20 protein-coding genes and 2 pseudogenes are annotated in these 25,698 nt (G+C 64.6%); 5 read left to right on the top strand and 17 right to left on the bottom strand.

From position 1 onward, the window contains the following. Positions 1-22: 22 nt before the first annotated feature. The 6 genes from tnpB to BUS42_RS19055 form a co-directional block, all read right to left on the bottom strand. On the bottom strand, positions 23-391 hold the full coding sequence (tnpB, locus tag BUS42_RS19080) for an IS66 family insertion sequence element accessory protein TnpB (protein ID WP_074308790.1): 369 nt from the start codon (positions 389-391) through the stop codon (positions 23-25). Then, complete coding sequence (gene tnpA / locus BUS42_RS19075; RefSeq protein ID WP_074308788.1) at positions 385-723, bottom strand: IS66 family insertion sequence element accessory protein TnpA; 339 nt, start codon at positions 721-723, stop codon at positions 385-387. Before tnpA ends, tnpB begins: the two co-directional genes overlap by 7 nt. A 958-nt stretch (positions 724-1,681) precedes the next feature. Continuing rightward, a complete protein-coding gene (locus BUS42_RS19070; protein ID WP_083670319.1) occupies positions 1,682-3,121 on the bottom strand; it encodes an alpha/beta hydrolase family protein in 1,440 nt (479 codons plus the stop codon). 186 nt (positions 3,122-3,307) lie between these two features. Beyond that, positions 3,308-3,952, bottom strand: a complete 645-nt coding sequence (locus tag BUS42_RS19065) for an SdpI family protein (protein WP_074308787.1) — start codon at positions 3,950-3,952, stop codon at positions 3,308-3,310. After that, entirely contained in the window at positions 3,949-4,221 is a 273-nt protein-coding gene (locus BUS42_RS19060) for an autorepressor SdpR family transcription factor (protein ID WP_074308785.1), read from the bottom strand. The genes BUS42_RS19065 and BUS42_RS19060 overlap by 4 nt, the downstream gene beginning before the upstream one ends. A 343-nt stretch (positions 4,222-4,564) precedes the next feature. Continuing rightward, positions 4,565-5,263, bottom strand: coding sequence for a transposase (locus BUS42_RS19055; protein ID WP_074308783.1), 699 nt, complete (start codon positions 5,261-5,263; stop codon positions 4,565-4,567). A gap of 138 nt (positions 5,264-5,401) precedes the next feature. Here BUS42_RS19055 and BUS42_RS19050 point away from each other — a divergent pair, with 138 nt between their 5' ends. Continuing rightward, on the top strand, positions 5,402-6,658 hold the full coding sequence (locus BUS42_RS19050) for a Gfo/Idh/MocA family oxidoreductase (RefSeq protein WP_083670560.1): 1,257 nt from the start codon (positions 5,402-5,404) through the stop codon (positions 6,656-6,658). A 317-nt stretch (positions 6,659-6,975) separates the two neighbouring features. On the opposite strand, the gene BUS42_RS19045 is transcribed toward BUS42_RS19050, so the two are convergent. Next, on the bottom strand, positions 6,976-10,236 hold the full coding sequence (locus tag BUS42_RS19045) for a WD40 domain-containing protein (RefSeq protein WP_074308781.1): 3,261 nt from the start codon (positions 10,234-10,236) through the stop codon (positions 6,976-6,978). A gap of 757 nt (positions 10,237-10,993) precedes the next feature. Here BUS42_RS19045 and BUS42_RS19035 point away from each other — a divergent pair. Continuing rightward, positions 10,994-11,188, top strand: a complete 195-nt coding sequence (locus tag BUS42_RS19035; protein ID WP_074308777.1) for a hypothetical protein — start codon at positions 10,994-10,996, stop codon at positions 11,186-11,188. A 318-nt stretch (positions 11,189-11,506) separates the two neighbouring features. Here the strand turns inward: BUS42_RS19035 and BUS42_RS19030 are convergent, their stop codons facing one another. The 4 genes and pseudogenes from BUS42_RS19030 to BUS42_RS19015 form a co-directional block, all read right to left on the bottom strand. After that, complete coding sequence (locus BUS42_RS19030; protein ID WP_159452259.1) at positions 11,507-12,985, bottom strand: IS110 family transposase; 1,479 nt, start codon at positions 12,983-12,985, stop codon at positions 11,507-11,509. Positions 12,986-13,642: 657 nt separating this feature from the next. After that, the gene (locus BUS42_RS19025) at positions 13,643-14,869 is read right to left on the bottom strand and encodes an IS4 family transposase (protein WP_074304436.1); all 1,227 of its coding nucleotides are present in this window, start codon (positions 14,867-14,869) and stop codon (positions 13,643-13,645) included. Between the two features lie 205 nt (positions 14,870-15,074). Further along, positions 15,075-15,371: pseudogene (locus tag BUS42_RS46550) on the bottom strand (transposase); the annotation flags it as partial. A gap of 22 nt (positions 15,372-15,393) precedes the next feature. Continuing rightward, positions 15,394-15,828 (bottom strand): helix-turn-helix domain-containing protein, encoded by a 435-nt coding sequence (locus tag BUS42_RS19015; RefSeq protein ID WP_159452258.1) that lies wholly within the window; start codon positions 15,826-15,828, stop codon positions 15,394-15,396. Between the two features lie 264 nt (positions 15,829-16,092). Here BUS42_RS19015 and BUS42_RS44415 point away from each other — a divergent pair, with 264 nt between their 5' ends. Beyond that, positions 16,093-17,478 carry a serine hydrolase domain-containing protein gene (locus BUS42_RS44415; RefSeq protein ID WP_074308767.1) on the top strand — a complete coding sequence of 462 codons (1,386 nt, stop codon included), beginning with the start codon at positions 16,093-16,095 and terminating at the stop codon, positions 17,476-17,478. A 278-nt stretch (positions 17,479-17,756) separates the two neighbouring features. On the opposite strand, the gene leuD is transcribed toward BUS42_RS44415, so the two are convergent. The 4 genes from leuD to BUS42_RS18990 form a co-directional block, all read right to left on the bottom strand. Further along, entirely contained in the window at positions 17,757-18,425 is a 669-nt protein-coding gene (gene leuD, locus BUS42_RS19005) for a 3-isopropylmalate dehydratase small subunit (protein ID WP_074308762.1), read from the bottom strand. Positions 18,426-18,432: 7 nt separating this feature from the next. Continuing rightward, a complete protein-coding gene (gene leuC / locus BUS42_RS19000) occupies positions 18,433-19,836 on the bottom strand; it encodes a 3-isopropylmalate dehydratase large subunit (protein ID WP_173878245.1) in 1,404 nt (467 codons plus the stop codon). Positions 19,837-20,101: 265 nt separating this feature from the next. Beyond that, complete coding sequence (locus BUS42_RS18995) at positions 20,102-20,932, bottom strand: MIP/aquaporin family protein (RefSeq protein ID WP_074308758.1); 831 nt, start codon at positions 20,930-20,932, stop codon at positions 20,102-20,104. Between the two features lie 39 nt (positions 20,933-20,971). Further along, entirely contained in the window at positions 20,972-21,781 is an 810-nt protein-coding gene (locus BUS42_RS18990; protein WP_083670309.1) for a protein-tyrosine phosphatase family protein, read from the bottom strand. 257 nt (positions 21,782-22,038) lie between these two features. On the opposite strand from BUS42_RS18990, the gene BUS42_RS18985 reads away from it, so the two are divergent. Both BUS42_RS18985 and BUS42_RS18980 read left to right on the top strand, forming a co-directional pair. Next, positions 22,039-22,917: an SGNH/GDSL hydrolase family protein gene (locus BUS42_RS18985; RefSeq protein ID WP_074308755.1), complete on the top strand. Its 879-nt coding sequence runs from the start codon at positions 22,039-22,041 to the stop codon at positions 22,915-22,917. Positions 22,918-23,003: 86 nt separating this feature from the next. Next, a complete protein-coding gene (locus tag BUS42_RS18980) occupies positions 23,004-23,993 on the top strand; it encodes an ADP-ribosylglycohydrolase family protein (protein WP_074308754.1) in 990 nt (329 codons plus the stop codon). A 292-nt stretch (positions 23,994-24,285) separates the two neighbouring features. Here the strand turns inward: BUS42_RS18980 and BUS42_RS43720 are convergent, their stop codons facing one another. Together BUS42_RS43720 and BUS42_RS46545 are read right to left on the bottom strand one after the other, a co-directional pair. After that, entirely contained in the window at positions 24,286-24,996 is a 711-nt protein-coding gene (locus tag BUS42_RS43720) for a transposase (RefSeq protein ID WP_074308752.1), read from the bottom strand. A gap of 352 nt (positions 24,997-25,348) precedes the next feature. Beyond that, positions 25,349-25,492, bottom strand: a pseudogene (locus BUS42_RS46545) (helix-turn-helix domain-containing protein); the annotation flags it as partial. Positions 25,493-25,698: the final 206 nt, after the last annotated feature.

The following is a 25,698-nucleotide window of genomic DNA, read 5'->3' as shown; positions in this document are numbered from 1 at the left end:
GAAAAACTCGGCGGCCGGGAACTCACACCGTAGCTCTGGGGACGGGTCGGTGATAGCGTTTGCCGCGTTTCACACTCGAAAGATCGATCCCTTCGAGGAGCATGACGAGGTCCGCAGCGCGGACCTCGACGCGGGGCTGAGCCTCCGGAGACGGCGGAAAGCGGAAGGTGCCGGCTTCCAATCGCTTGTACCAGATCGCGTATCCGTCCTCCTCCCAGATCAAGAGCTTGATGCGGTCGGCGGCCTTGTTGCGGAAGACGAAGACGTCTCCCGAGAGCGGATCGCCCTGGAGCCCTTCGCGGACCAAGGCCGCCAAACTGTCGAACGATTTTCGCAGATCGACCGGCTGCGCCGCGAGCCAGATCCGGACAGTCGGAGCCAAGCTCACCATGACCGCCCTCCGGCTTCGAGCAGTTCAACGACTTGCACGAGGGTCTGGGGATCGAACCCGGCCCCGACCCGCAAGCAGCGTCCGTTGGCCAGCACGACCTCGATGCTCCCGGCGGGTGACTCAGCCTTGTCGGCGAGCACATGTACGGGGAGAAACGCGGGCTTGGGCTGGTCACGCCGCTGGAGTTCCCTCCGCCACCAATAAAACGACGGCACGCTCACGCCCTCAGCCAGGCAGAACGCCCGGACGGACAGTCCACCCTGCTTCCACCGGGCCAGAACCAGTCGCCAGTACGGCTCCCGGCCCTTGCCCGATCCTGCCACTCGGCCCATCGTTCACCCCCTTTCGGCCATGCACCGATCGTAGCATGGGCCGCAAGAAGGGGTTCACCGGACGCACACGGATATCCCAGAAACGTGGCATTCTTGTTTTTTAGGTGCATTAATTCTTCATCAGAGGCAAGTTTACACTCTTCAGGCAATGGGACCCCACCTTCCGCGAGATGAAGAATCGCGAGATCCATTGTGGGCAGGAAGACCTCACCGTCGTTCGGATCCATTGAGGGAATGTAGAGACTGACGTCGAAACGCCGTAGAATACTCGGATGATACCAGATCCTATCGACCCGGTAGGGGGCAAACGTGCCATCCTGCACGGCGAGCATCTCTTCGCCGAAAAAGGCCGCATCGGCGACATGAGCAGCCGTTGCTAAGAGGTGATGCTTTCGCGAGATGAGGATTGCCTTCGCATGGCCCATTCCAGGTTCACCAACTTGGAAGACGGTGGGTCGCATTCTTTGAGCCGAATCTTTAAGATCAATATTTTAAATATCGACATGATTGGAGTAAAGAATTTTCGAAGAGGAGGTGGTTTGAGTTTGGGCCGAAACCACATTCGTTGGATCGGCAATCAAATTTAATGTAAGTGCTATCAAAAATAAAATCGATATTTGCATTGATTTTGCCTCTGAATCTACGATGTTCGATAATTTTTACTTGAATCGATACTTACGCTATGGAGTAGGAATGCTAGTTCCTCTGGCGGCAATCTATAAGCTGACGCTGATGTTCACGCCTCCGAGAGCAATTCGGTGTCAGATCATAATCGATCCTTATGCTGTCTGAGCGACCGCAGAGAACATCGAGAATCATATGATCTGACACAGAATGAATTTCAGGATCGATTTTCAGGCGTCCATCATCATTACTGGGTCTCCCAGGCCGCTCTCCTGAAGTGGCCAGGTACTTCCCTGGGATGGAAAGGGCTCACCCGCCGGCCTACTTCCGCTAACTATTTCTTCTCGATTTGCTCCAAGATCCAATCCCCGATCAAGGCTAGGGCCGACGGCGCGATCGTCTCCTCGATCTGGGCGTATTCCGATGGTGCCCCCGTCGTGCTGGTCTGGAACAGGTGGTTGAGGCCGGGCAGTTCCTGGATTGTGACGCGCCGATTTCCCCCTGCCTTGAGCGCCAAGGCGATCTCGGAGAGGTTCTCCTTGGGGGGAACTTGCAGGTCCTTCTCGCCGACAAGGGCGAGGACTGGGCAGCGGACCTTGCCGAGCATCGGCCGCGGGTCGTAGCTCAGGAAGTACCGGAACCAGGGGGAGCGAAGCACCTTGAGCTGGGCGACGAGTTGAGCATTCAGGTCGCCCGCTTTCGCACGCTCGGTTTCCGTCATCGCAGCGGTCCGCTCTTGGATGACCGCACGGATCCGCTGGCCTGTTTTCTTGTCGTTCGGCTCCATCTTGGCGATCTCAAGCACCTGCTCCTGAAAGGCGTTCTCTCGTGCGACCGTCTTCGCGTCGAGACCGAGCGCCTGGCCGATCCGACGCGATTGGAGCCGGACGATCTCATCACCAGGGAGGCCGGTGCCGGCCATCAGAACGATGAAGGCGATGTCGGGAGACCGCGTTGCGACCATCGGCGCGATGATCCCCCCCTCGGAGTGGCCGATGAGGCCGATGTTCGTCTTGTCAACCTCGGGCCGTGTCTTCAGGAACGCTGCTCCCGCAAGTACGTCACCGGCAAGGTCATCGGAGGTGGAGGTCATCGTCTGGCCCGTCGAGCCGCCGACTCCCCGGTCGTCCACGCGGAGCACGCCGATCCCACGACGGGTGAGGGCATCCGCCAGCACGAGAAACAACTTGTGCCCGAACAGCGACTCGTCGCGGTCCTGCGCCCCCGAGCCACTCACCAGAATCAAGGCAGGAAAGGGGCCCGGCCCGTTCGGGAGCGTCAACGTCCCTGCCAAGGTCACGGCCCCCGCCTCGTTGCGATAGGAGACCTCCTTCACGCTGTACGGGAAGGGGGGCATGGGCGACTGGGGGCGGCGGATTTCCGAGGCCTTCTCCCCCTTCTTCAGGGTGAGCGGGAGGGTGTTCCTCGCCTGGGTCCACGTCCCCTTCGCCTCTGTTCCCTCGGGGTTGAGTGCTCCATCAAATTTAGCAAGAATGCTTTTGATTTCGATAACAAGATGCGAATTATCGAGTGTGACCGAGTCCACCTTGAGCCCCTTGGCTCCTTGATCAGGGCTGTCCAACGTCCCGGTGAACTTGCCGGCCTCATCCTTGGCGACGTGGAAGACCAGGCGAAGCTCGATCCCCGCGTTGATCGCCAGCTTGCCCTCCCAGATGTGTTCCTTGCTCTCTGGCTCGTTCGCAACTGCGGCCCGACCGGCCAGAACGAGGGTGACGGCGAAAACCCGTAACGTCGCGTTTGTTAACAGCCTCATCGACAATCTCCGTTGAGTCGATGCAGAGCGTGGGCATCGACGATTTTGAAGGTTCTCAGTTCTTTCCCCTCCCTGTGCGATTTTGGATTGCATGTAAATATTAAAAAGGTGATCAATTATTGTTTTGTGCTCGGTCGGCCTGGGTTGCTTGGGACGGAAGGAAAGGGAAGTCCAGGCGATTCTCGCTCAGATTTCGCCGCTGCGCTCGAGTTGCTTGTACCGCAGGAGCGAAAAAATCGTCGGGATTACCACGATCAGCACCAGCGAGGAGAGCGCCACGAGCGGGTAGCCCATCAAGGCGACAGCCGAGCCCAGCAGGCCAACGCCGAAGGTTAACCAGGCAGCCAGGCGATTGGTCTCGTTCCAAACGCGTTCGCTGGCCAAGGTCCAGGGGACCCGGAAACCGACATAGAAGTTGCGGCGTACTTTGCCCATCACATTCCCCATCAGGCCAAGACCGAAGAGGGTGCCTGCCACAAGCCACCTGGACATGTCGAACTGATAACCCATCGCCGCGAGCAGCAACAGGGTGTGGATGAAGGCCTGCATCGCGAGGACGACGACGGCGATGAATCCGTAGGTCGATCGGAAGCCCTCCAACTTGAACTGGGCGGGCGAGAGCCAGGGGAGCGCCGCGAAGAGGGCGAGCATCCCCACCATGACCGCCGGCATGAGGAGTGCAGCCAATGCCTTCGGTCCATGGGCGTCCACCTGTCCTCGGATGTTCCAGTGGGTCGGAACCCGGTCCGGGAGTGATCCATAGACCACCGCGGTGCCGACCCAGACTGCGACGATGAGCCCGATCGCGGCGAGCCAAGATGCCCGAGTCATGACTTGCTCTCCCCACTCCCGAACATGTCGTGAATCCAGACGAGGACGTCCTGGATGACCGTGGTGTCGAGCGTGTAATAGATTTGCTTCCCATCGCGGCGGCTACGGATCAGCTCCGCCTCCTTCAGGACCGCGAAGTGATGCGACATCGACGGCTTGGTCATGGCAAAATGCTCGGCCAGTTCTCCCGCCGTCCTCTCGCCCCCCCTCAAAAGGCGGAGGATCTCGCGGCGCGTCGGGTCGGAGAGGGCCTTAAAAACGTCGTTCATCGGCCGAGTTCTCTACCCGTCATTCGTGGGACCGCCGCAAACATTTAGGATATTGTCTAATTGTTCGCGAAAAAGCAAGCGGGTCAAGCGGCGGGGGATTTTTCAATCCGTTGCAACGCATGGCCAGGCACCCAACGAGGGGCACTCTCGAGATGTAGGGAGTGGCCGATACGCGAGACGTCCTCCCGGTCTCGTGGCGATCGGGCCGCGAAACGGGGAGGACGATGGGTTTTCGGGAGTCAGGAGTCAGTCCTTGCCGAGCGACAAGGGACGACGGCGAGGGCGCATTCCTCAAGCCGGCTGCGGGGTGAGCCAGGCGGGCGCAGAGGAGACAGGGACGCAGCTAGTTTTCTGTCCGCGACTCAGGTTTACGGACTTTTGGCGGTCGGCCCTCCGGACGAAGGGTGTGTTCCAGGCTCAACTCGCTCGCCTTCTGCTTGACCCACTCGTCGGCGCCGTAAGGCCGGCTTCTCTCGAGGCTTGCGTGCAATCGCTTCAGTTCCTGGGCGCTCAGCGCGGCGTTGACCCGATCAGTCCAGTCCACCGGACATTCGATTGGCCAGGCCGATAAGAGGGCTTTGAGCGGATCCGCTCCGTGCCTCCTCACCCACAGACGACTCCAGCGCCACAATTCGGCCCGCTCGACCAACCCGGCCGCCTGCGGATTCCGCTCGATGTACCGGAGCACGGTCAAGAGATGGTCGTCGCACTGAACCGGGAAACTCTTGAATCGTCCCTGGTAGAGGGGCCCGTATCCCACGGTCCGGTGGGCAACTCTCCAACGCATCGCGTGGGTATGCGTGAGCCAGCGGAAGAAATCGGTCAATTGCCCGTCTTCCTCGGGCCAGACGAGGAAGTGCCAATGGTTGGACAAGACGGCGTAAGCCAAGATCCGGGTGGGGTGGTGCTGGTGCGCCTCACACATGACGCGCTGGAACGCCTCGAAGTCGGCGTCCTTGGCGAACAGGTGCCTCTTCCCGGCCGATCGATTCAGGACGTGATAAACTAACCCGCCAGGTGCGACTCGCGCTGTTCTTGGCATAAGGCGGGAGGATCCCCGAATCCCGAGGACGACGTCAATACTAGCTGCGTCCCCGTTTCCTGCCCCCCGTCCCCGTTTCCTGCCCCCGATGAGACTTGCCCGATGAACCCGCCCCGCCCGACAACGCGCCGAGTCTTGATGCAACCAACGCGCCGAGTCTTGATGCAACAGGCTGCCGCGGCGACCTTGTGTTGCGGCTTCCCAGCGGCGGCCGTCGCGGCCCCCTCCCGCGCGTCGAAGCCGAAGTCCGTCGCGGCCGTGATCACAGCCTATGAACAGGGGCTGCACGCCGACGTGCTTTTGGGGAAGATTCTCGACGGTTGGAAACAGGACGGGGGCCCAGGCCCCGCGCTCAAGCTTGCTTCGATGTATGTCGACCAGTTCACGGCGAGAGACCTCGCCCGGGCCCAGTCTCGGAAGCACGGCGTTCCGATCTTCGACACGATCGAAGGGGCGTTGACCCTGGGAGGGGACCAGATCCCGGTCGACGGCGTGATCAGCATCGGCGAGCACGGCGACTATCCGTACAACAAGAAAGAGCAGCATCTTTACCCGCGTCGTCGCTTCTTCGAGCAGATCACGAAGGCCTTCGTCAAGCATGGTAAGGTGGTCCCCGTCTTTAGCGACAAGCACCTTGGCCCGCAATGGGCCGATGCTTCGTGGATGTACCACCGCGCCCGTGAGCTCAAGGTCCCGTTCATGGCGGGCTCGTCGATGCCCGTCGGGTTCCGGTTCCCCGACATCACCGTCCCGCTCGGCTCCGAGGTCGAGGCGGCCGTCGGGATTGGTTATTCGGGGCTCGACATCTATGGAATCCACGCCCTCGAGTTCCTGCAAAGCCAGGTCGAACGGCGGCGGGGCGGTGAGCGCGGTGTGAACTGGGTTCGCTGCCTGCAAGGCGAAGCCATGTGGAGGGCCGTCGATGACGGCACCGTACCGCACGACCTTCTCAACGCCGCGCTTGCCGTGACGCCCCATCAAGACGGCGTTCCGACGCGAACCAACACGCCGGGAGCCGCACTCTTCCAGTTCCAGTACGCCGACGGCCTGCTCGGGAGCATTTTGATGCTCTCTGAGTTCGCCTCGGGCACCTCCGTGGCGTTGCGGGTCAAGGGGAGGCCGCAAGTCATTGCCACCCGCTTCGAGGAACGCAGCGAACCACGCCACCCCCACTTCGCCTACTTGCTGAAGGCGATCGAACGCATGATCCACACGGGCCGACCGACCTATCCTGTCGAGCGGACCCTCCTCACAAGCGGCATCCTCGACCGGGCGCTCACTTCGCTCGCTGACGGGCAGCAGCAAATCGAGACCCCTGAGCTGGCGATTCACTATCAACCCGCTGACTACCCGCATGCGCCTCGGCCGGACCTGCTATCGGATCCTGGATCGTAAGGCCGGCTGACCCGTCGCCTCAAAGCGGTCGGACTCCAAGTGAGGAAACGGGGACGCAGCGAGTTTTCTGTCCGCGACTCAGGTTTACGGACTTTTGGCGGTCGGCCCTCCGGACGAAGGGTGGACGTCAATACTAGCTGCGTCCCCGTTTCCTGCCCGCGGAATCGATGAAGGAGTTCCGAGGCTCGAGGACAACGGGATGGGCAGGCCGCATCGGAAATCCGGAGCCGAGGCAGGACGGGCGGCTTCAGCCTGTCATGAGGGGCGCCGCAAGCGATCGGCGGTTGTCGACAGGCCCTCCGGGGGCGCTCGCCCGGTCAAAGCTCGACGTTCAGCTTCGGCAGCGCCTTGCGGAGGGCTTCCGCGGCAGGCTCGGTGACCCTGGTGGCGCCGAGGGTCAGCGTCGACAGCTTCTTGAACCTCCGGATCAGCGAAAGGCCGTCGTCGCCGACCTTCGTCCCCTCGAGGTCGAGGGTCTCGAGGTTCGGCAGGTCGACCAGGGTCCGGAGGGCGACGTCGGTCACGGCGTCGTTCTGGAGGTCGAGCCGCTTCAGGTTCGTAAGCCCCCTGAGGTGGGCGATCCCGGCGTTGGTAACCCTCGTGTCACCCAGGCTGAGGCGCTCGAGCCGGGTCAGGGGTGCGAGGTGGGCCAGGCCGGTGTCGCCGATGCCCGTGTGGCTCAGGTCGAGGCTGCGGAGGCGGGTGAGCCCCTTGAGGCGGGCGAGGCCGGCGCCCCGGACCTTCGGGGCGCCGGCGATCGAGAGGGTCTCCAGGTTCCTCAACTGGGCGAGGTGGGCCAGGCCCGCGTCGTCGGTCCTGGCGTTGAGGGCGAGGTGCGTGAGGTCGCCGAGCTCGTCGGGGGTCGTGGCCTCGAGGTCGTCGACGACCGAACGGAGGTAGGCGAGGTCGGCCTTCGTCGGCGCCGCGGCGGCCGCCGCGTCGAAGGGCGGGAGCGTCCAGACGCGTACGGTGCGGTCGGCGCTGCCGGTGAGCATCCGGTTGCCGGGGGCCGAGGCGATCAGATGAGTGCCCCCGAACGGCCCCTCGTAGGCGTCGAGCAGACGGCCCGACGCGCTCGACCAGAACGTGACGAAGTGCCCTTCACCGCTCGCGATCACGCGACCGTCGGGCAGGAACGCCGCCGCGTGGAGTCTCGAGCCGAAGTCGGGCTTGAACCGGCGAATCGGCCGGCCGCTGGCGGCGTCGTAAAGTCGCAGGGTCGTGTCCTCGCCGCCGGTGAGGACCGCCTTGCCGTCGGGCGAGAATGCCAGCGCGTACACGGCTTCGGCGTTCCCCTCGAGGCGTGCGATGAGCTTGCCGGTGGCCACGTCCCAGACGCGCGCCACCTTGTCCGCGACGCTCGGCCCGGTGGCGAGTCGGCGGCCGTCGGGGGAGACGGCCAGGCAGAGCACCTGGTCGGTGTGCCCTTCGAACTTGCGGACCTCTTTGCCGGTGGCGACGTCCCAGAGCCGGGCCGTCCGGTCCTCGGCCCCGGAGACGAGCTGCTTGCCGTCGGGCAGGAAAGCGAGGCACCGCAACCCGGCCGAATGCCCCTCGCAGCGGCGCACCTCCTTGCCGGCCTCGACGTCGACGAGGAGGATCGTGCCGTTGCCGCAGCCGACCGCCGCGAGCGTGCCGTCGGGCGAGAACGCCACGCTACGGACGTCCCGATCCCGCCCGTCCCAGCACTTTCGGACCCGACCCGATTCGATGTCGCCGCTGTAGAGCGACGCCCCGGCCGCCATCAAGGCCCGGCGGCCGTCGGGGCTGGCGCCCAGGCCGTGGGCCGAGTCCGGGAGCTCGAACGTCCGGCGCCGCGCGGCCTCGGTCGCCCGGATCCGCGACACCACTTCGGGGTCCGGCGGCACCAGGTCGATCTTGACGTAGGTGGGCACCGCAGGCGACCCGGCCTCGAACGTGAACCAGATCAGGTACTCGTTCCCCGGCCGGATCTCGCCACCCTCGAGCTCCTGGACGACGTGGTACTTCCTGGGCAAGTCGACCCCCTCGACGGGTTCGTTCGCGCCGCGGTGGTAGTGACTGAAGCCGACCATGTCGCCCTTCAGGGGCATGATATACCAGGCCTCCATCGCCCGCCCACGCTCGTTGTCGACGGCGGGCATGATGAACTCCCACTTCATGTCGAGGCGCGGCCCATCCGCGGGCGCCTTGAACCGGAGGGCGTCAAACCCGAGCCGCCGGCCGTTGAGCTCGACCCGCGTCAAACGCGAGGGCCGCTCGGCCGTGCCCACCGCGACCTCGGTGAGGGCCGGGGCCGCCGCGCGCAGGGCCGCGTCGAAGGCGGGCCCGAGCTCCGCATACCTGTCGCCGTTCTGGTCGGCTTCGATCTGCCTGCGGGCCTCGGCCACCTTCGCCAGCAGCGCGTCCGGCGTGGCGGCGACCACGGCGACCGGGACTGCGGGCCTCGGCGAGGGCCCCGGTGGTGTCGCGGCGAGGGACCCGGGGGCCACCGCGGGCAGGCCCCAGAGCCGCAGCAGGCGGTCGTGCCCGGAGGAGAGGGCCGAGCGGCCGTCGGGCGCGAACGCCACGCCCGTGATCTGTCCGGTGTGGCCCTCGAAGAGCTGTACGCGCTGGCGCGTCGGGACGTCCCAGAGGGCGACGTCGTGGTCGTGCGACGTCAGGATGCGGTGGCCGTCGGGCGAGAGGGCGACCGCCCAGGCGGTGTTGGCGCCGTTGTCCATGCGCGCGACCTCGCGGCCGGTCTCCACGTCCCAGAGCCGGAGCGTCCCGTCATTGCTGCCGGTCAGCACGCGGCGGCCGTCGCTCGAATACGCCAGGTCGCCGACCTCGGCGGTGTGTCCCTCGAACTTGCGGATTTCCTTACCGGTGGCGACGTCCCAGAGCCGGGCCGTGTGGTCCCAGCCCCCCGAGACGAGGCGGCGGCCGTCGGGCGAGAAGGCGAGTCCGAAGACGACCCCGGCGTGCCCCTCGTACCGCCGGATCTCGGTCCCCGCGTCCAGGTCCCAGAGACGGATCGTACGGTCCCAGCTCGACGACGCGGCGTGGCGGCCGTCGGGCGCGAACGCCACGCGGTTGGGCGCGTCGGTGTGCCCCCGGAGTGTCCTGAGCTCCTTGTAGCCCTCCAGGTCCCAGTACCGGATGGTCCGATCGTAGCAGCCGGAGACGGCGCGGCGGCCGTCGGGCGAGAACGCCAGCCCGACGATGTTGCCGACCGGCTCCTGGAGCGTCGCGAGCTCCCGCCCGGTGGCGACGTCCCAGTACCGCACGGTCCCGTCGGTCGCCCCCGACAGGGCGAAGCGGCCGTCGGGCGCGAACGCCACGACGGAGGCCGTGTCGACATGCCCCTCAAACTTGCGGATCTCGCCGACCTTCGGGGCGGGCGTCGCCGGGGGTGTGGCGACGTTCGCCGGGGTGACGGCGACCGCGGCACCGGGCCCCGGGGCAGATGCAGCCGGAACGGCGGGCGCAGTGCCCGCGACCGGGGCCGGCCCCGGCGGCGCCTCGGGCGGAACGGAAACGACCGGGCCGGGCTCCGCCGCCCCGCCGCCTGCGGACGGGTACAGGAACGGCACGGCCAGGGCCGCCACGACCAGCACGCCGGCACCGGTGAGGGCCCAGAGGAAAGACCGCCGCGGCTGGCGCCCTTCGCCCCGCGCCGGGCCAGCCGGCGACGGACTCGCGTCGCGTCCCGTTCGTTCCGTCGCGATCGGCCGGGCCCGCGTGGGCTCCCGATCGGTCGGGGGGGGGAGAGGCCGGCGCGGCCTGCCGCGCGGCAGGGATCAGCAATGGCTGGCCGCAGGCCTTGCACTTGCCTTTCTTCCCGGCCAGGGCGTCGTCGACCTGGTAGCGTCGGCCACAGCTCTCGCATGCGAACGCGATCGGCATCGTCGGGGACCTTCGAGGGCATTGGAGGCCCCGGTGAGTCGCCTGCCGGGCGCTCGCGGGGTCGGCTTAGAGAGATGTGAATTGTACCAAGTTGAGGAGCCGAAGCGGAAGAACTGAAGCCGTGAGCAAGGCATTGACCATGAGCATGTCGATGAAAAACCGATCCCGATGAGTCGCGGAGATTGGCACCAGCTCCCGCCGCAGGTCGGCATCCGGGTTCTCGACACCCGGCGGTGTGGTCGTGTATTCATATACAATCCCACATCTCGCTCCGAGTCTCTCGCATTTTTCCGCCGACTCTTGAGTGCATGCGTCCAGCGTCCGAACGAGGCCGTCTCCCCGGGTGGGCATTGTCTCATTTCGCCAGAAATGGTGGGCGAGCGGGTTGACAGATTGAGTGGATCGGGAGGCCCCGCCGTGGTGAGATGACATCTGACCACGGGTATCACCATCACGGAAGGGCCTCCCATGTTCAAGTTATCGCCCCGCGTCTGGATCCTCAATGCCGCAGCCGTCCTTTCCGGGCAGCACGGTGCCGTCACTCAACAAGCCGAACAGGCCGGATGCAGCCGCGAAACCCTTTACGAGCATGCCCGCAAGGTCGAGCGGCGGCTTGTCGGTGGGCCCGCCGAGGAACTCGTGTCCGAACTTCGGGGCGAATAAAGGGGGACATAGCGATTATCGACAGTTGGCGAATAAAGACAGCCATGTAGGAATCGGTCAAAACGAGGGCGGGCAGCCTGGGGACGAAGTGGCCCCGTCCCGGCCAGGAATACTGGCGGTTTGTTCAGATTCCGGGGACGAACCGCGGGCCGATGGACCATCTCTGTCGCTGCAGATCACGCTCGCCACACTGGTAATATCAGGGGAGTGACCCCACACAGCCGGATCCGACGTTGGTGATCGGACAGAGCGCCACGCTTTAACCACGGCTTTGCGCCACGGGGACATTCGACGTTATTCGGTCCCTCGGCCGGGTCGTCACTCTGTGGGATCAGGCTCCCCTGACACGCTCGATGGTAGCAAATTCACCCCCAGCTTCGCCAAGACCGCGGGGAGAATCTCGCCCAAAAGTTGCGGACCGGTTCCCCGCTTCGACCGGGGCCGCGACAGTTCCTCGGTCAGCGGGACCGCCTCCGACCGATGCTCCGATCGGGGAAGCTGGCACACCGCCGAATCCAAGATCAACATAGTACGTGCACAATCAACATTGTGTTCGTTCAAAAATTTGATCAGTTTTTCAAGAACATAATGCCGATGCTGACAGCTCGGGTGGCGGTAGACCGATTGCCCCGCCACCATCTGGTAGGCGATCCGGCAGAATCGGCCGCCGACCTTGACATGGATGTCGCGCGGATCCTTGCCACTCAATCGCCACTTGGCGGCTTGGATCCTGAAATAATCATTACATGTGATCAAATTGTCGGCGATCCGGAGGATCACTTCGCGGAGCGAGTGATTGCCGCGGCGCACCAACGCCCCGTTGCTCCGGTCGACGGTGTCGCTTTGATACCGCGAGGGAAACAGCCCGGCGCGGCCGGTGATCGAACGGGCTTTGGGATAACGGCCGATCGGCCCCATCTCGCCAGCGAACTCGGCGGCGGTCGCCACGTTGATCCCCGGAATTCCCAGCAACAGCACGTAGGGGGTGCGAGCCAGGAACCCGGCGAGATCCCCTTCGACGGTCCGGATGGCCTCAAGCTTGGTCATCCGATCTCCATCAAGTGACATGAGCAACCGCAGATGACTTGGCGATTGCGAATGTTGTGCGGGAGCCGCCTTGGACCAGGCGACGATCTTCTCGACGGTCTTCAGATGCGGATGGAATCCCGCCTCACGAAGCCGCCTGAGGAGCCCGAGGACACCGACCTCGAGAATCGCGTCGGCCGATTGCAAGTTCTTGACGATCCAGAGCGGCAGTGGGCTGTCAAACGGATCAATGACCGCACTAAACCCTGGCATGATCAATTGAAAATGGTCGTGAATTTGGTTTCGAAGTGTGACGTTCTTGGTGACAAGATCGCGGCGATGACGAGCCAGGAGTTGGAGGTCAGCGTAGAGGGGGTCGGGTTCGTGCTCGAGGAGTCCGAAACCGTTGACCGCCGCGCGATGGATGGCGGAGAGGTCGGTGTCATCGGTTTTATTGCCGGGATCGGCGGGCTGGCGAAATTGCTTGGTGGCGAAGGGATGGACGATCCGGACCTCAAAGCCAGCCGCCTGGAACGCGGCCTGGACCGGCAGGTGAAACCGCCCCGTGCGTTCGACCACGACGATCACCACCCCGAGCCGAAGCCGCTGAGCCGCCGCGTGGACCGCATGAATCGCTGCCTCGAACCCCCCGCGATCGTGGTTGATGACCGTGGGAGGGAGCAGGACCGTCCCATAGAAATCGGCCAGCAGGAACTTGGATCGTGCCTTGGCGCAATCGATGCTGACGATCCCAAACCGTTCTGGGCCCACGGCTTGCACTCGGGGATGCAAGGTTCCCGTAGGCTTCTGAATCTCGTGGGAGCGACGATGCCGCCTGGAAGCAGTGCGAGTTGCCATGCGAATGGACCTCCAAGAAAGGACCGGGAAGAAATCCCACTCCTACTATGGAAGTCTTTATGAGCCAGAGAGTTAAGAGTTATTCTCTCTGATTTGCTACATACCAGGGGGACATAGCGATTATCGGCAACTGTCGATAATCGCTATGTCCCCAATAGTGTTCGGCACTCCGTTTGCTGTGGGGGGGGGCGATCCGAGCAACGGCAAGCCGGCAACCCGGGGAACTCCCCCTCAGAGCGTTTCACACGACCCTGTGGGGCGGGCGGGGGACCTGCGGCCCCAGTGGGCACGAGCTTTCGGCTTTGCTGGGGGAGGGACAGGGAGCTCACGCTCCCCACTTGCCTTTCGCACAAGCGAAACCAGCCACCAGGCCAGCGCATGCTCGCCTCCCAGGCGAGCGGGGAGCGTGAGCTCCCTGTCTTCCTGAAGCGAGGAAGCCTGGCCGACACGGCCGCCCCGCAGAGGCGTGCGGGACGTTCTCGGTGACCTGGGGCGAGCCGACGACTCGGGTGAACTACAAACCACCGCGCAGCAGCGAACACCGCGGACTTGGGAGTCGAGCCGCGGGCACTACGTCTCTTCAGATTTTAATTTACTAATATGGTCCAAGAGTTCCTCAAGGCTCGCCCAGCCTGCGAAGTACAGACAGATCATCTCGTAAGACCGGAGCGTCGGCTTGCGGCCCGTCCACAGGCTGATCAGCAGACACGCGATGATCGCGCAGTACGCCTGGATCTCGATCCCCTTGGGATGCGTACTCAGCAGGTGGCGACAGCCGAGCACGTGCTTGAAAAATCTAAAGAAGAGTTCAATTGTCCACCTGTGTCGGTAGATGTCAGCGATCACCTCGGCGGGAACATCCAGGAGGTTCGTGGCGATCCGCAGCACGCCGTCGCTGGGAGGACCGGCCGTGCCCCCTTTGCGGCCCCCACGCTTGGTGTGGGGCGTCGTTTTCACCAGAATCACCCGCACCCGATGGGCCGGCCGCTCGTCGGGCTTCTTGGCGGCGCCGAGGTCCACGATGAAGTCGCGGAGGACGTCGGCAGCCGCGGCTGTCGCCGAGACCGGGCGCTCTTCGATGACCGCATTGAGGTTGCTGTTGTCGCGGATGCGGCAAACATAGCTGCTCCCCGCGGCCACGATGTCGTTCCAGAGGGTGAACTGGGCATACCAACGGTCCAGGACGTAGCAGTGGTCGGACTGCAAGGCGGCGCGGAGTCGGTTCTTCTCGTCGTTATGGCCACTGTTGGCAGCGGCGCTGACCTCGATCCGGGTGGGGACGTGGCGGTCGATGGCGAAGTGGGTGTGGAGTCGCCAGCCGCTGTGAGAGCCGCCGTTCTTGTCGTTCATGAAGGCGGCCTCGGCGATGGTCTTGAGCGTCTTGACCACGCTGCCATCGACGGCCGTCAGGGCATGGGCGAGGTGGCCGCCGCGCACGTCGCGGACGGGCTTCACTTCGGCGGCGAGGGACTCGATGATGCCGCGCAGCCGCTCGGGTTCGAAGACCTCGACGGCCTCGGAGAGCGACCCCAACGAGGCCCGGGCGCAGCCGAGCTTGCGCTGCACGTTGTTGAGTGTGCTCGCCTGTTGCAAGGAGCGCAAGGAACGGAGGACTGGGTTGAAGAGGAAGAGTAAGACGAGCATGCAATACTGATCGTAATGCAGGCTGCGATTACCGGACCTGTCGCGTTGGCAGCCGACATCGTGGAGTTGGTCGAGCAGCGGCAGTAACCGCTCGACGTACTTCAACCCCTGGATATCTCGGGGTTTCAGAGGTTTTGCTGAGCGTTTTGCCATTCCCAAGGCCCTGCCAAAATGACGGCAAGATGCACTTGAGTGGAGAAGGCGCAAATTCTGTGCCGAAAGTCCTTGCGAAATCCCCGTTTTCGGCCCTTGAGGGCAAGATTGGCCTGGGTGGAGATGGCGCAAATTTCGTGCCGAACACTATTGCATTGTCCCCCTTTATTCGCCCCCGCACATACTCGCGGGCCTTCTCAGGTGGGAACGCTTCGTAGAACGCTCCCTTCGTGTGCGTGTTCAAGTTGTCGCAGACCAACGTGATCCGAGCGACACCCGCGTACCGGGTGTCCAGCAAATGGGCGACTTCATGAGCCCAATCGTCCTTGGTGCGACGCGGCCGGGCCGTTGCTTGGCGGAAGCCGGAAAGTGGTTCGGCAAACATAAAGATGCTAGCCGTCCCTTTCCGTTCGTATTCGTAATCGACCCGCTCGGGATGCTCCTTGGTCGCCGGGATCGGCACTCGCGTCTCGCCGATCAGTTGCACCGGCTGCTCGTCCATGCACACCACCGGGCAGTCGGGATCATAAGCTTTTTCGTACGTCTCCAGCACCTCCTCTATGTTGGCGACGAACTCGCCGTTCGCATCGGGAGGGATCACCCAATATTCGATTTTCCGCTTGGTCATCCCATTTTTTTAGCGTCTGACGAACCGTCTCCGGGCTGATCGACGCCGCGATCTCCAGTTCCACCAGTTGATCCGCCAGCAGCCGTAGCGTCCAATGGCCGAAGCCGGCGGGCGGCTTGCCCAACCGCATCGCAATCAATTTCGCCTCAGCCACGCCGTCGAGCAATTTCGGCGTCGGTGGCGTGGCCCGTTGCTTCCGAGCCAACGCCTCCTCGAAGCCCTCGAGGACGAATGCTTGCCGAATGTTCTCGACCGTCCGCGTCCGGCAACCGACCGTCTCGCTGATCTTGGCGTCATCCCACGCAGGCCCGTCGGCGTCGGCCTTGAGCAAGATCGTCGCCCGCCGCAGTTTCTCCGACTTGCCCGTTTCCTTCTTGATGGTCGCTTCGCAAATCGCCCGTTCCTCGTCCGTCAGCCGCACGATATACTACTTGTTCATGGCAACCTCCTTGATGGTAAGGAGGTTCCCTAAAATCAACCGTCTTGACAACCCGGAAATTTAGTCTGGACGGGGCACTAGATCGGACTGTGATCGCGCGGTGCACGGCCTTGGGGCGTATCGTGACCGACCAGGGCGTCGAGGAAGGAGCTGGTTGTGGGGCTGATCGAGCAGGCGGATTCGCCACTCCGGAGGAAGGTTGACGACGTGGCGGGTCAGTACGTCCGCTCGACGCGGAACGTCGGGCTCGCTGTCGGCCTCCTCGCCGGGGACGAGTCGCTGGTCCTCGGGTACGGGAAGATCGCCCGCGACGACGACCGGACGCCGGACGGACAGACCGTGTTCGAGATCGGCTCGGTCACGAAGGTGTTCTCCGCCGCGCTCTTGGCCGAGATGTCCGGGCGCGGAGAGGTCGGAATCGACCAACCGGTGGCCGAACTGCTGCCCCCGGAAGTCCGGATGCCGTCTCGGCGCGGCGAGCCGATCACGCTGGCCCATCTATCGGAGCACACGTCGGCCCTGCCGCGACTGCCGGGCAACCTGTGGCCCACTGTGACAGACCAGAAGAACCCCTACCGCGACTATCAGGTGTCCCACCTGTACGAGTACCTGAAGGGGGCCAGAGTAGGGTTCCCGCCTGGCACGGGGGCGGCCTATTCGAACCTGGGGGCAGGACTGCTGGGTCACGTGCTCTCGCTTCGGGCCGGGCTACCCTACGGCGAGCTGATGGCCGAGCGAATCCTCAGACCTCTGGGCCTGACCGACACCGCGATAGCCCTGTCTGAGGATCAGGCGTCCCGGCTGGCCCCTGGCCACGACGCCATGGGGAAACCAACCGCCAACTGGGACCTCCCGACGCTGGCCGGGGCCGGGGCGCTGAGGTCCACTGCCGACGAGATGGTGAGCTTCCTGCGGGCGAACCTCGGCCCGCCCGACAGCCCGGCGGGGGCCGCTCTCCGCGCCTGCCACGCTCCCCGGCCGGTCGCGTGGTGGCGGCGGATCGGGGTCGGGATCGTGCAGGCCGTCGGGCTGGCGGCGGCGTCGCTGCTGGTCCAGTGGGCCGCCCCGGTCTCGCCCGGCCGCTGGACGTTCCTTGCCGCGTTGATCCTGCCGGTGTTGGTCGCTCAGGGGTGGAAGGGCTTCTGGTCGGGGGTCTGGACGGCGCTCGCGGTGTGGGCCGGGAGCTGGCTGCTGTGGGGGTCGGGCTTCGGGTGGGCACCGGCAGGCGTGGCCCTGCTCATTTCCCTCGGAGTCTCCGGGCTCGCCTCCGGCTACCTCCCGCCGGGCGGGAAGGTGCGGTTGGGTTGGCAAGAGTCCGCGCTCGACGACGCCACGGCGCTCTGGCACAACGGGGGGACCGGGGGCTACCGCAGCTTAGTGGGGTTCGAGCCCGACTCCCGGGTTGGCGTGGTCGTGCTCTCCAACTCGGCTAATGAAGTCGACACGATCGGCATGGCTCTTCTCAAGGCACTGCTGGAGTCGACGCGACTTCAGAACGACGGGCAAGCCCCCTCCGGGGAGACGCCCGACCAGTCGCAGTGATCGAAACCGCTTGAGGGGCAAAGTCGCCAGGCACCTCAGCGGGGAGATCTAGGCAGAATGGCAGTCTAGCCGGGTGCTCAGACAGATTGCCTAGGTTTTCTATTTTGGTCTAATTGGTTGCCTCGCCAATCGTGACCCGCGCGAAACGTCCTCCCGGTCTCGTGGCGATCGGGCCACGAAACGGGGAGGACGATTGGTTTTCGGAGGTTGGGGGGTCAGTCCTTGCCGAGCGACAAAGGGCAAGGGCAAGGGCAAGGCCAAGAGCGAGGGCGCATTCCTCAAGCCGGCTGCGGCGTGAGCCAGGCGGGGGCGGACTGCTCGTGCTTGCGGATCGACTCGTCGTTGAGGAGGGTCTCGGAGATCGCGTCGAGGCCGTTGAGTAGGCGGTGGCGGTCGGATTCGGAAACGTCGAAGGTGAAACGCTTCTCGGCGCCCTGGGCCGGATGGAGCGTGATCGACTGGTCGCGGAGGTCGATGGTGACCTCGGCTCCCCCTTCGGTGCGCCCGGTCTCGGCGATTTCCTTCCAGTCGGCTTCGGCGAGTTCGATGGGGAGGAGGCCGTTGTTGAAGGCGTTCCCCTCGAAGATGTCGGCGAACCCTTCGCCCTTGCCGGGGGCGATCACGGCGCGATAGCCGCCCTGGGCCACGGCCCAGACGGCGTGCTCGCGACTCGAACCGCAGCCGAAGTTGCGGCCGACCACCAGGACGGAGGCACCGCGGTTCGCCGGATCGTTAAGCGGGAATTCGGGGTTATCCGCGCCGGATGCGGTGGGGTCGTCGACGGCCGGGGCGGCGCCGGGGGCGTAGCGTTTGTCGGCGAAGAGCAGGGGGCCGTAGCCGGTGCGTTCGATCCGCTTGAGGTAGCGGGCCGGGATGATCAGGTCGGTGTTGACGTCGCTCCAGTCGAGCACGGCCACCCGACCACGGTGGGTCACGAACGGTTCCATGATATCCTTACTTGAGAAGCTGGCGAACGTCGGTGAAGTGCCCGGTGACCGCGGCGGCCGCCGCCATGGCCGGACTGACGAGGTGGGTTCGGCCGCCAGGCCCTTGCCGCCCCTCGAAGTTGCGGTTGCTGGTGCTGGCCGAGCGCTGACCGGGGGTCAGCTTGTCAGGGTTCATGGCCAAACACATGCTGCAGCCCGCCTGCCGCCACTCGGCGCCGGCGCCGGAGAAGATCCGGTCGAGACCTTCCGACTCGGCCTGGGCACGGACCGCCTCGCTCCCAGGGACGATCAAGGCGCGGACCCCATCAGCGACCTTGCGGCCCTGGAACACCTTGGCCGCGGTGCGGAGGTCTTCGATCCGGCCGTTGGTGCACGAGCCGATGAAGACGATGTCGACCGGGATCTCGGTCATCGGCGTGCCGGGGGTCAGGCCCATGTAGTCGAGGGCGCGGCGGGCGTCTTCCCGGCTGGCGAACGGGACGTGGTCGGGGTCGGGCACTTGTCCGGTCACGTCGACGGTCATCGCCGGGTTCGTGCCCCAGGTGACCTGTGGCGCCAGGGTGCTGGCGTCGATCGCGATGTGCCGGTCGAATGCCGACGGATCGTCGGTCCGCAACGACTTCCAGTCGTTGAGGGCGGCTTCGAGTGCCTTGCCCTTGGGCGCGAACGGGCGGTCGCCCTTGGTGATGTACTGGATGGTCGTGTCATCGGGGCCGATCAGGCCCGCGCGGGCGCCGGCCTCGATCGACATGTTGCAGACGGTCATCCGCCCTTCCATCGTGAGGGCCGTGATCGCCGGGCCGTAGTACTCGATGACGTGCCCGGTCGCTCCCCCGGTGCCGATGGCGCGGATGACGGCGAGGATGATGTCCTTGGGCTCGAGCCCGGCCGGCAGCGTGCCCGTGACCTCGATGCCGAGCGAATGCGGGCGTCGGCCTTGCCAGAGGGTCTGGGTGGCGAGGACGTGCTCGACCTCGCTGGTGCCGATCCCGAACGCCAGGGCACCGAACGCCCCGTGGGTGCTCGTGTGGCTGTCGCCGCAGACGATCGTCGTGCCCGGCAAGGTCAGGCCGAGCTCCGGGCCGATGACGTGGACGATCCCCTGGTGTCCGCTCTGCATGTCGTAGAGCGTGACGTCGAACTCGCGGCAGTTGGCGCGGAGGGTCTCGACCTGCCTGCGCGACATCGGCTCGCGAATATCGAGCTGATTCTCGGTCGGAACGTTGTGGTCGAGCGTGGCGAACGTGAGGTCGCGCCGGCGGACTTTACGCCCGGCCAGTCGGAGCCCCTCGAACGCTTGCGGACTCGTCACCTCGTGGATGAGATGGCGGTCGACATAGAGCAGAGTCGCCTCGTCGGTGGTCGTCACCACGTGGCGTTTCCATACCTTCTCGAACAGGGTCTCGGGCATCAACGGCGTCCTTCACTTCGCTTCATTTCGATTCGATCGGATGGGGCGAAAACAAAAATCATGAGTCGAGGGGGGACCCTATCTGCCCCAGACACGCTCGTCGCGACTCGGTTCAGTCGACGAAGGCCCAGCGCGGCTTTCGAAATCCATTCTAGGGCCCGGACAATGCTGAAACGATCCGATCCCGTCCAATAACCAGCGGGAGAGGGGGGCACACCGGCCTTTGGGGACCCCCTCTTTCCTTCAGAATAATCAATCGACGCGCTCAGGGCGAGAGGCGGCCGGGCGGGCTCGGCTCGTCACCGGGGGGAAGGTGGCGATGGATCGCCAGGTCGTAGACGGCGGCCCCCACGATTCCGCCGGCCAGCGGTCCGACAATCGGCACCCAGAAGTAATAGTTGTGCGATTGGAAGACCGCCGGTCCCCAGCCGAAGACGGCCGACGCCAGCCTGGGCCCGAGGTCACGAGCGGGGTTGATCGCATAGCCGGTCAGACCGCCGAGCGAGAGGCCGATCGCCCAGACGACCGCACCGACCAGAATCGGCTCGAGGTTCATCTGGGGCGACGCGTTGCGGCGATCGGTCACGGCACGGACGCCGAAGAGCAGGAGCGCCGTGCCGAGAAACTCGCTGAAGAAGTTGCCGGCCAACCCGTCGAACGCGGGGTAGGTGGCGAAGATGCCCGCTCCTCCTGCCGCGGGGCCGGCGAGCTTGCCGTCGACCAATGCCCCCCGGAGGATGTGGTGGGTGTGCTCGAAGGCCGTGAAGGCGGCGAAATAGTCGGCATAGACCAACGCCGCGCCACAGAAGGCCCCGGCGAGCTGCGCTGACCAGTAGGGGAGCAGCCGGCCCCAGGAGACCTCACCGCGGGCGGCCAGGGCCAGCGTGACGGCCGGGTTGAGGTGCCCGCCGCTCAGCCGGCCGCTGACGTACACGCCCAGCGTGACGGCAAGGCCCCACCCCGTCGTGATCACGATCCAGTTGGCTTGCTTGTCCAGCAGCGCAACCGAGGCCACGACTCCGTTGCCCAGGAGGATCAGGATCAGGGTGCCAAAAAACTCGCCGATCAGGACGGACCGCAGCGGGGGTGGTTCCATGAGAGCGCTGATACCCTTCCAAGAGAATGAGTCAGGTGGTTATGTCTTCGCTGAGTTCGGGAGGACGGAACGCGAACTCGGAGCTGCGCCCGCTCGATCCGAGTTCCAGAATCGAGCGAGGGCCTGCCGCTGCTTGCGCGACGGCCTGGCCTTGGTCCGGACGGCAGCAATCCGGGCCAGCGCGTCATCAGGATCGGCCGCCAACCCGAGCCGGCAGAGGGCCGCGGCAGCGACGGTCACACTGCGCCCACGCCCCTGGGCGCAGTGAACCAGGACCGATTGGCCCGCGCCATGACGGGCCACGATCCATTCGACGGCCTGGCGGAACTGCCGATCCGACGGCGCCGTGCCGTCGAGGACCGGCACGTAGGCCGTCTCCAGGTTTAAGGTTTCGAGGCCTTTCGCGTGGCGCGGAAACTCGGCACACAGGTTCAGGACCGACGTCACCCCGAGCGCCGACAGCTCCGCCTGCTCGGAGGGTGAGGGGTGCCGCCCCACAAAGAGCCGTGGCCCGACCGGGTGCATCAACTCCATCGAATCGAACCGGCGGAGCACGGCCAGGGTGATCCGGGCAAGGGCCCGGTAGGGCAGCAGGAGCAGGCCGAGTGTCTGCCTCCCCCTGACGCTCCCGAAGACCTGCTCGAGTGCGATCCCACGATCGTTCAAGCCATGAGCCAGGGCCATGGTCAGCAAGCCGAGTGCCACGTACCCCTCAACAACGGCGATCCCCCAGACCGCGCTTACACCGGCTCCGGCCACCCGTTGCACGGCCGCGCACCCAAGCAGGATACCAAGAACACCGAACAGCGCGGCGTAGCGCATCGGCTCGAACATATCGGGGTTAATCATTCCGTTGGGGTCGAATCGCGCACGTGGCCGCACCTCTCGCTTGCAAATGAGGAGTGACGACGTGTACTTCGTACCAGGGAGGCCAGGCGCAAGTCAATCAGATTCACGCGATTGCGCAATTCTTTCCGGCCTGGGACCGGTGTTCGAACCGCGCTGCTTTTTCCTCGCGAGCCCCCCCATCGTCCTGCGACAATCTTGGAGAGGGCACGCCGTTGGTGGGCGGGTGCCGCGAACCAAAAGCGGAGCCGCACATTTCCATGTTCACGCGATGGCTCGTGTTCCATGTTGCCAGCGGCCAATCGTTCTTCGCGGGGGCTGCCAGCCTGATCGTCGCGGTCGTTCTGTCGGCCCTGACGACGCGGCGGCCGCTTCGGATCGTTCGGAACGCCCTCGTTTTTCTCGGCGGTACGTTGGTCTTCTTGTCCGCGACGCCGTTGCTGCCTTGGTTGACTCTCCTCCTGGTCGCCGTCTCGTTGCTCTGGCTGGGGGGCGAAGCGGCTCGCGGGCGGCTCTCAGCCCGACTCGTCCTTGGTTTGCGGGGCGCCGTCGTCACTCTCTGGGGGGCGGCCCTGCTGGTCGAATGCCCCTATCACCGGGCGCCGACGGTTCCTCCACTCGGTCGGCCGATTCTCGGGATCATTGGCGATTCCGTCACGGCCGGGACGAATCAGGCGACGGTGAAGACTTGGCCCGGCCTCTTGGCGGACCGCCACGACGTTGTGGTCCACGACCACTCGCAAGCTGGGGCCAACGTCGCTTCCGCGTTGCGGCAAGCGAATGCCGTCTCGGCGGACGAGCGGCTCGTTTTGCTGGAGATCGGTGGTAACGACATCCTGGGAGACACGACCCCGGCCAAGTTTGAGGCGGGGCTCGCGATCTTGCTCGCCACCGTCCGCCAGCCCGGCCGCGTCCTCGTCATGCTCGAGTTGCCGTTGCCACCGACCTACAACGCATACGGGCGGATTCAGCGTCTCCTGGCGCGGCGATACAATGTCCTCTTGGTTCCCAAACGCGTTCTGCTCGGGGTGCTCCAGCAGCAAGGCTTGACCGTCGACTCGATCCATCTCAGCCAGGTGGGGCACCAACACATGGCGAACGCGATCTGGGCGGTTTTGCAGGGGGCGTACTCAAATTGATGGTGCTATGATTGCAATAACATGTGAATTATTTGAGGTTGTGCCGTCTCTTGGCCGCGTGATTGGTGTCTGATCGAGGCCCTCTCATGACCGAATCGCAGCCGGACCTGCAAAGTCGCTTCCTCGGTTGCCTCGTAGGTTGCGCCGTGGGGGATGCCCTCGGGGCTCCCTTCGAAGGGTATTGGGAGCATCAGTTGCCCGGTCGAACGGCTCTGCTGAGGGGCTTCGCGGAGGTTGACGGCTACCCGCGAGGGCAGTACACCGACGACACGCAGCTTACCCTGGCCACGGTCGAGTCCATCGTCGGGCAGGGGGGCGTGGAGCCGGCGGATATCGCTCGTCGCATCGCCGCCCTCTGGAAGTCGTCGTCGGTCGTCGGACCCGGCGGCGCCTGCACGTTCGCGGCGCACGCATTCCTGAAGACTCGCGACTGGACTTCATGCGGTGCCCCCGTGGGCCAGGCCGGGAATGGGACGGCGATGCGGACGGCGGCCCTCGGCCTCGCGTTCCTCCGCGACCCCGAACGGCTGCCGGAGGCGGTCGCCAACGTCTCGCGGATCACGCATCAAGACCCGCGGAGCGTGGCGGGCGGCATTGCCATCGCCAAGGCGGCCCAGTTGCTCGCCACTCCCGACCCCGTGGATCAAGGCTCGTTCTGTGGCGCGATTGCCGGTGCCATCCGGCCCTATGAGGCGACGTTCGCAAGCTTGATCGAGGACCTGCCGTTACGACTCCAGGAAGACAGGGAGACGGCCTTCTACGCGATCGCCTGGGCCGGTTCCGCAAAGCCGGAGTTTTCGAGGCCGGTCATTACTCCCTTTGTGGTGCCCACGGTCCTGGCCGCCCTCTGGGTGGTGCTCCAGCATCGCTCGTCCTGGCCGGATGCCGTCGCCGCCGCGATCCAGTTGGGAGGCGACGTCGATACTCTTGGGGCGATCGTCGGTGCGCTGATGGGAATTCGGCTGGGCATCACCGCAATTCCAGCCCATCTCGCCGAAGGGGTGTTGAGGTCCAACAGTATCAGGCTGTTGGCCGAGCAGTATTTCCTGACCGTTGCTGCCATGGCGGGTGACTGAAAGAGCGATCGCATCGAGGATCGGCATTGGATTCAAACTCTTGTGAGACGTTGGAGGAATGAGCGATGCCTTGGCTGTGCCGTGGCAGCCCACTCCGGCCACGGGAGTGCTTTCTCAGGAGCCTGTCCAAGGAGGAATCGTCCATCGGGTTCGGCGAAGAATACCGTCGCGCTCCATTGACGATGATCCATCCTTTTTCTGGGTGCCACGCGGTTCCGTACTTGTCACGCGACAGTAAGTTAGGCCGCGCAATCGCGACACGAAGTTTGTCCGCAACCTGTTCGTTTGACACCTACTTGTTCGTCACCGCTAATCCCATGATCCGCTCGCGACTAATCTCGGACGCCACTTGCCGGCTCAACTGTCGCCCCTCGGTGTCCGCGATTACCCACTCACAAGCCAAGGGGTCAAAATTCACATAAACATGCTTATTTTTGTTGAGAATTCCGATGTAAAGATTTCTATTGTATACGGAAATGTATCCAGTTGCTCCTGCCCATCGTCGACCTGTGGAGTTGGCCAGGTGCCTATTGACCGATTCCAGACTCCAGTTGTCCCGCTCCCACGCCGGTGTAAATTCGCGACCGGAGCTCGCCAACTCGGGGTACGCTTCCAATCGGCTCCGGCCCTTCACGCTGGGATACTCGCCACGCTGAATGTCGTCCATAATCTTCAGGCGTTCCCGCAACTCTTCCGGGGTCGCGCAGGCCTGCGGTTCCGCCCACCGCTTGGCCGTCCCTTGGGACCGCTCAACCACCCCATTGTCCTGGGGGGTTGCCGGAGGGTTGTAGTCGATACCGACCTCTATCCCGGCCAGCCACAGTCCGAGGTCCGTCGGCAGGTCGCCCCGCGCCGAACCCCACGGCGTCCCATTGTCGACCCGGATCCGATCGGGTCGGCCCCAGCGGGCGAAGGCCAGGCGGAGTTGATCCTGGGTCGACGCGGGCGAGACCTGGTTCCAGCGGGCCGGGGGGGAAAACCTCGGTCCAAAGGACTGCGCCACTGCACTCGTCAACGATTCTTAACCAGCAAACTCGCTGCCCGGTCTGGAGCGGAACGAGTTCGGCGGCGTCCATCTGCCAGACCTCATGAGGCCTGGCAGCCCGTAGAGTATCGCTCGAGGGCCGCCGTCCCGGCGGGGCGGGCGCGAGGTCGGCTCGGAGGAGCCACCGTTGAAGAGTCCGAGTGGCGGGGAGCGGTCCGTCGAGACCGTTGCGACGTAACATCACGCGGATCAACCCCGCCCCCCAGGTTGGGTGCTCGCGGCGAAGCTCCAGCACGGCTTGTACAAGGGTCTCGATGGGCTTAGGTGTCGCGACTCCACAACGGTCGTAGGACGTGGCCAGCGGATCGGCGTTCTCGGAACGGAAACGTTGAAACAACCGCCGAACGGTGCGTAAGGAGAGGTCCAAATCCTTGGCGATGGTCCGAACATCCTGTCCATCCTGGAAGCGATTCCAGATGGTTTGACGAATGGGAAGGGGGACGTGGCGTGGCATGAGCCGTTCTCCACGGACGACGGGCGAAAGAACGAGTCTCTACTGTAAAGCCATACCGATTCGCGGACAAACTTCGTGTCGCGATTGCGCGGCCTAACTTACTGTCGCGATTGCGCGGACAAACTTCGTGTCGCGATTGCGCGGCCTAACTTACTGTCGCGATTGCGCGGCCTAACTTACTGTCGCGTGACATACTCGGAACCCGT

Source organism: Singulisphaera sp. GP187 (genome assembly GCF_900129635.1).
Taxonomy (GTDB): Bacteria; Planctomycetota; Planctomycetia; order Isosphaerales; family Isosphaeraceae; genus Singulisphaera.
The sequence above is the reverse complement of the archived record's forward strand: the minus strand, read 5'-3'. Positions and strand labels throughout refer to the sequence as shown.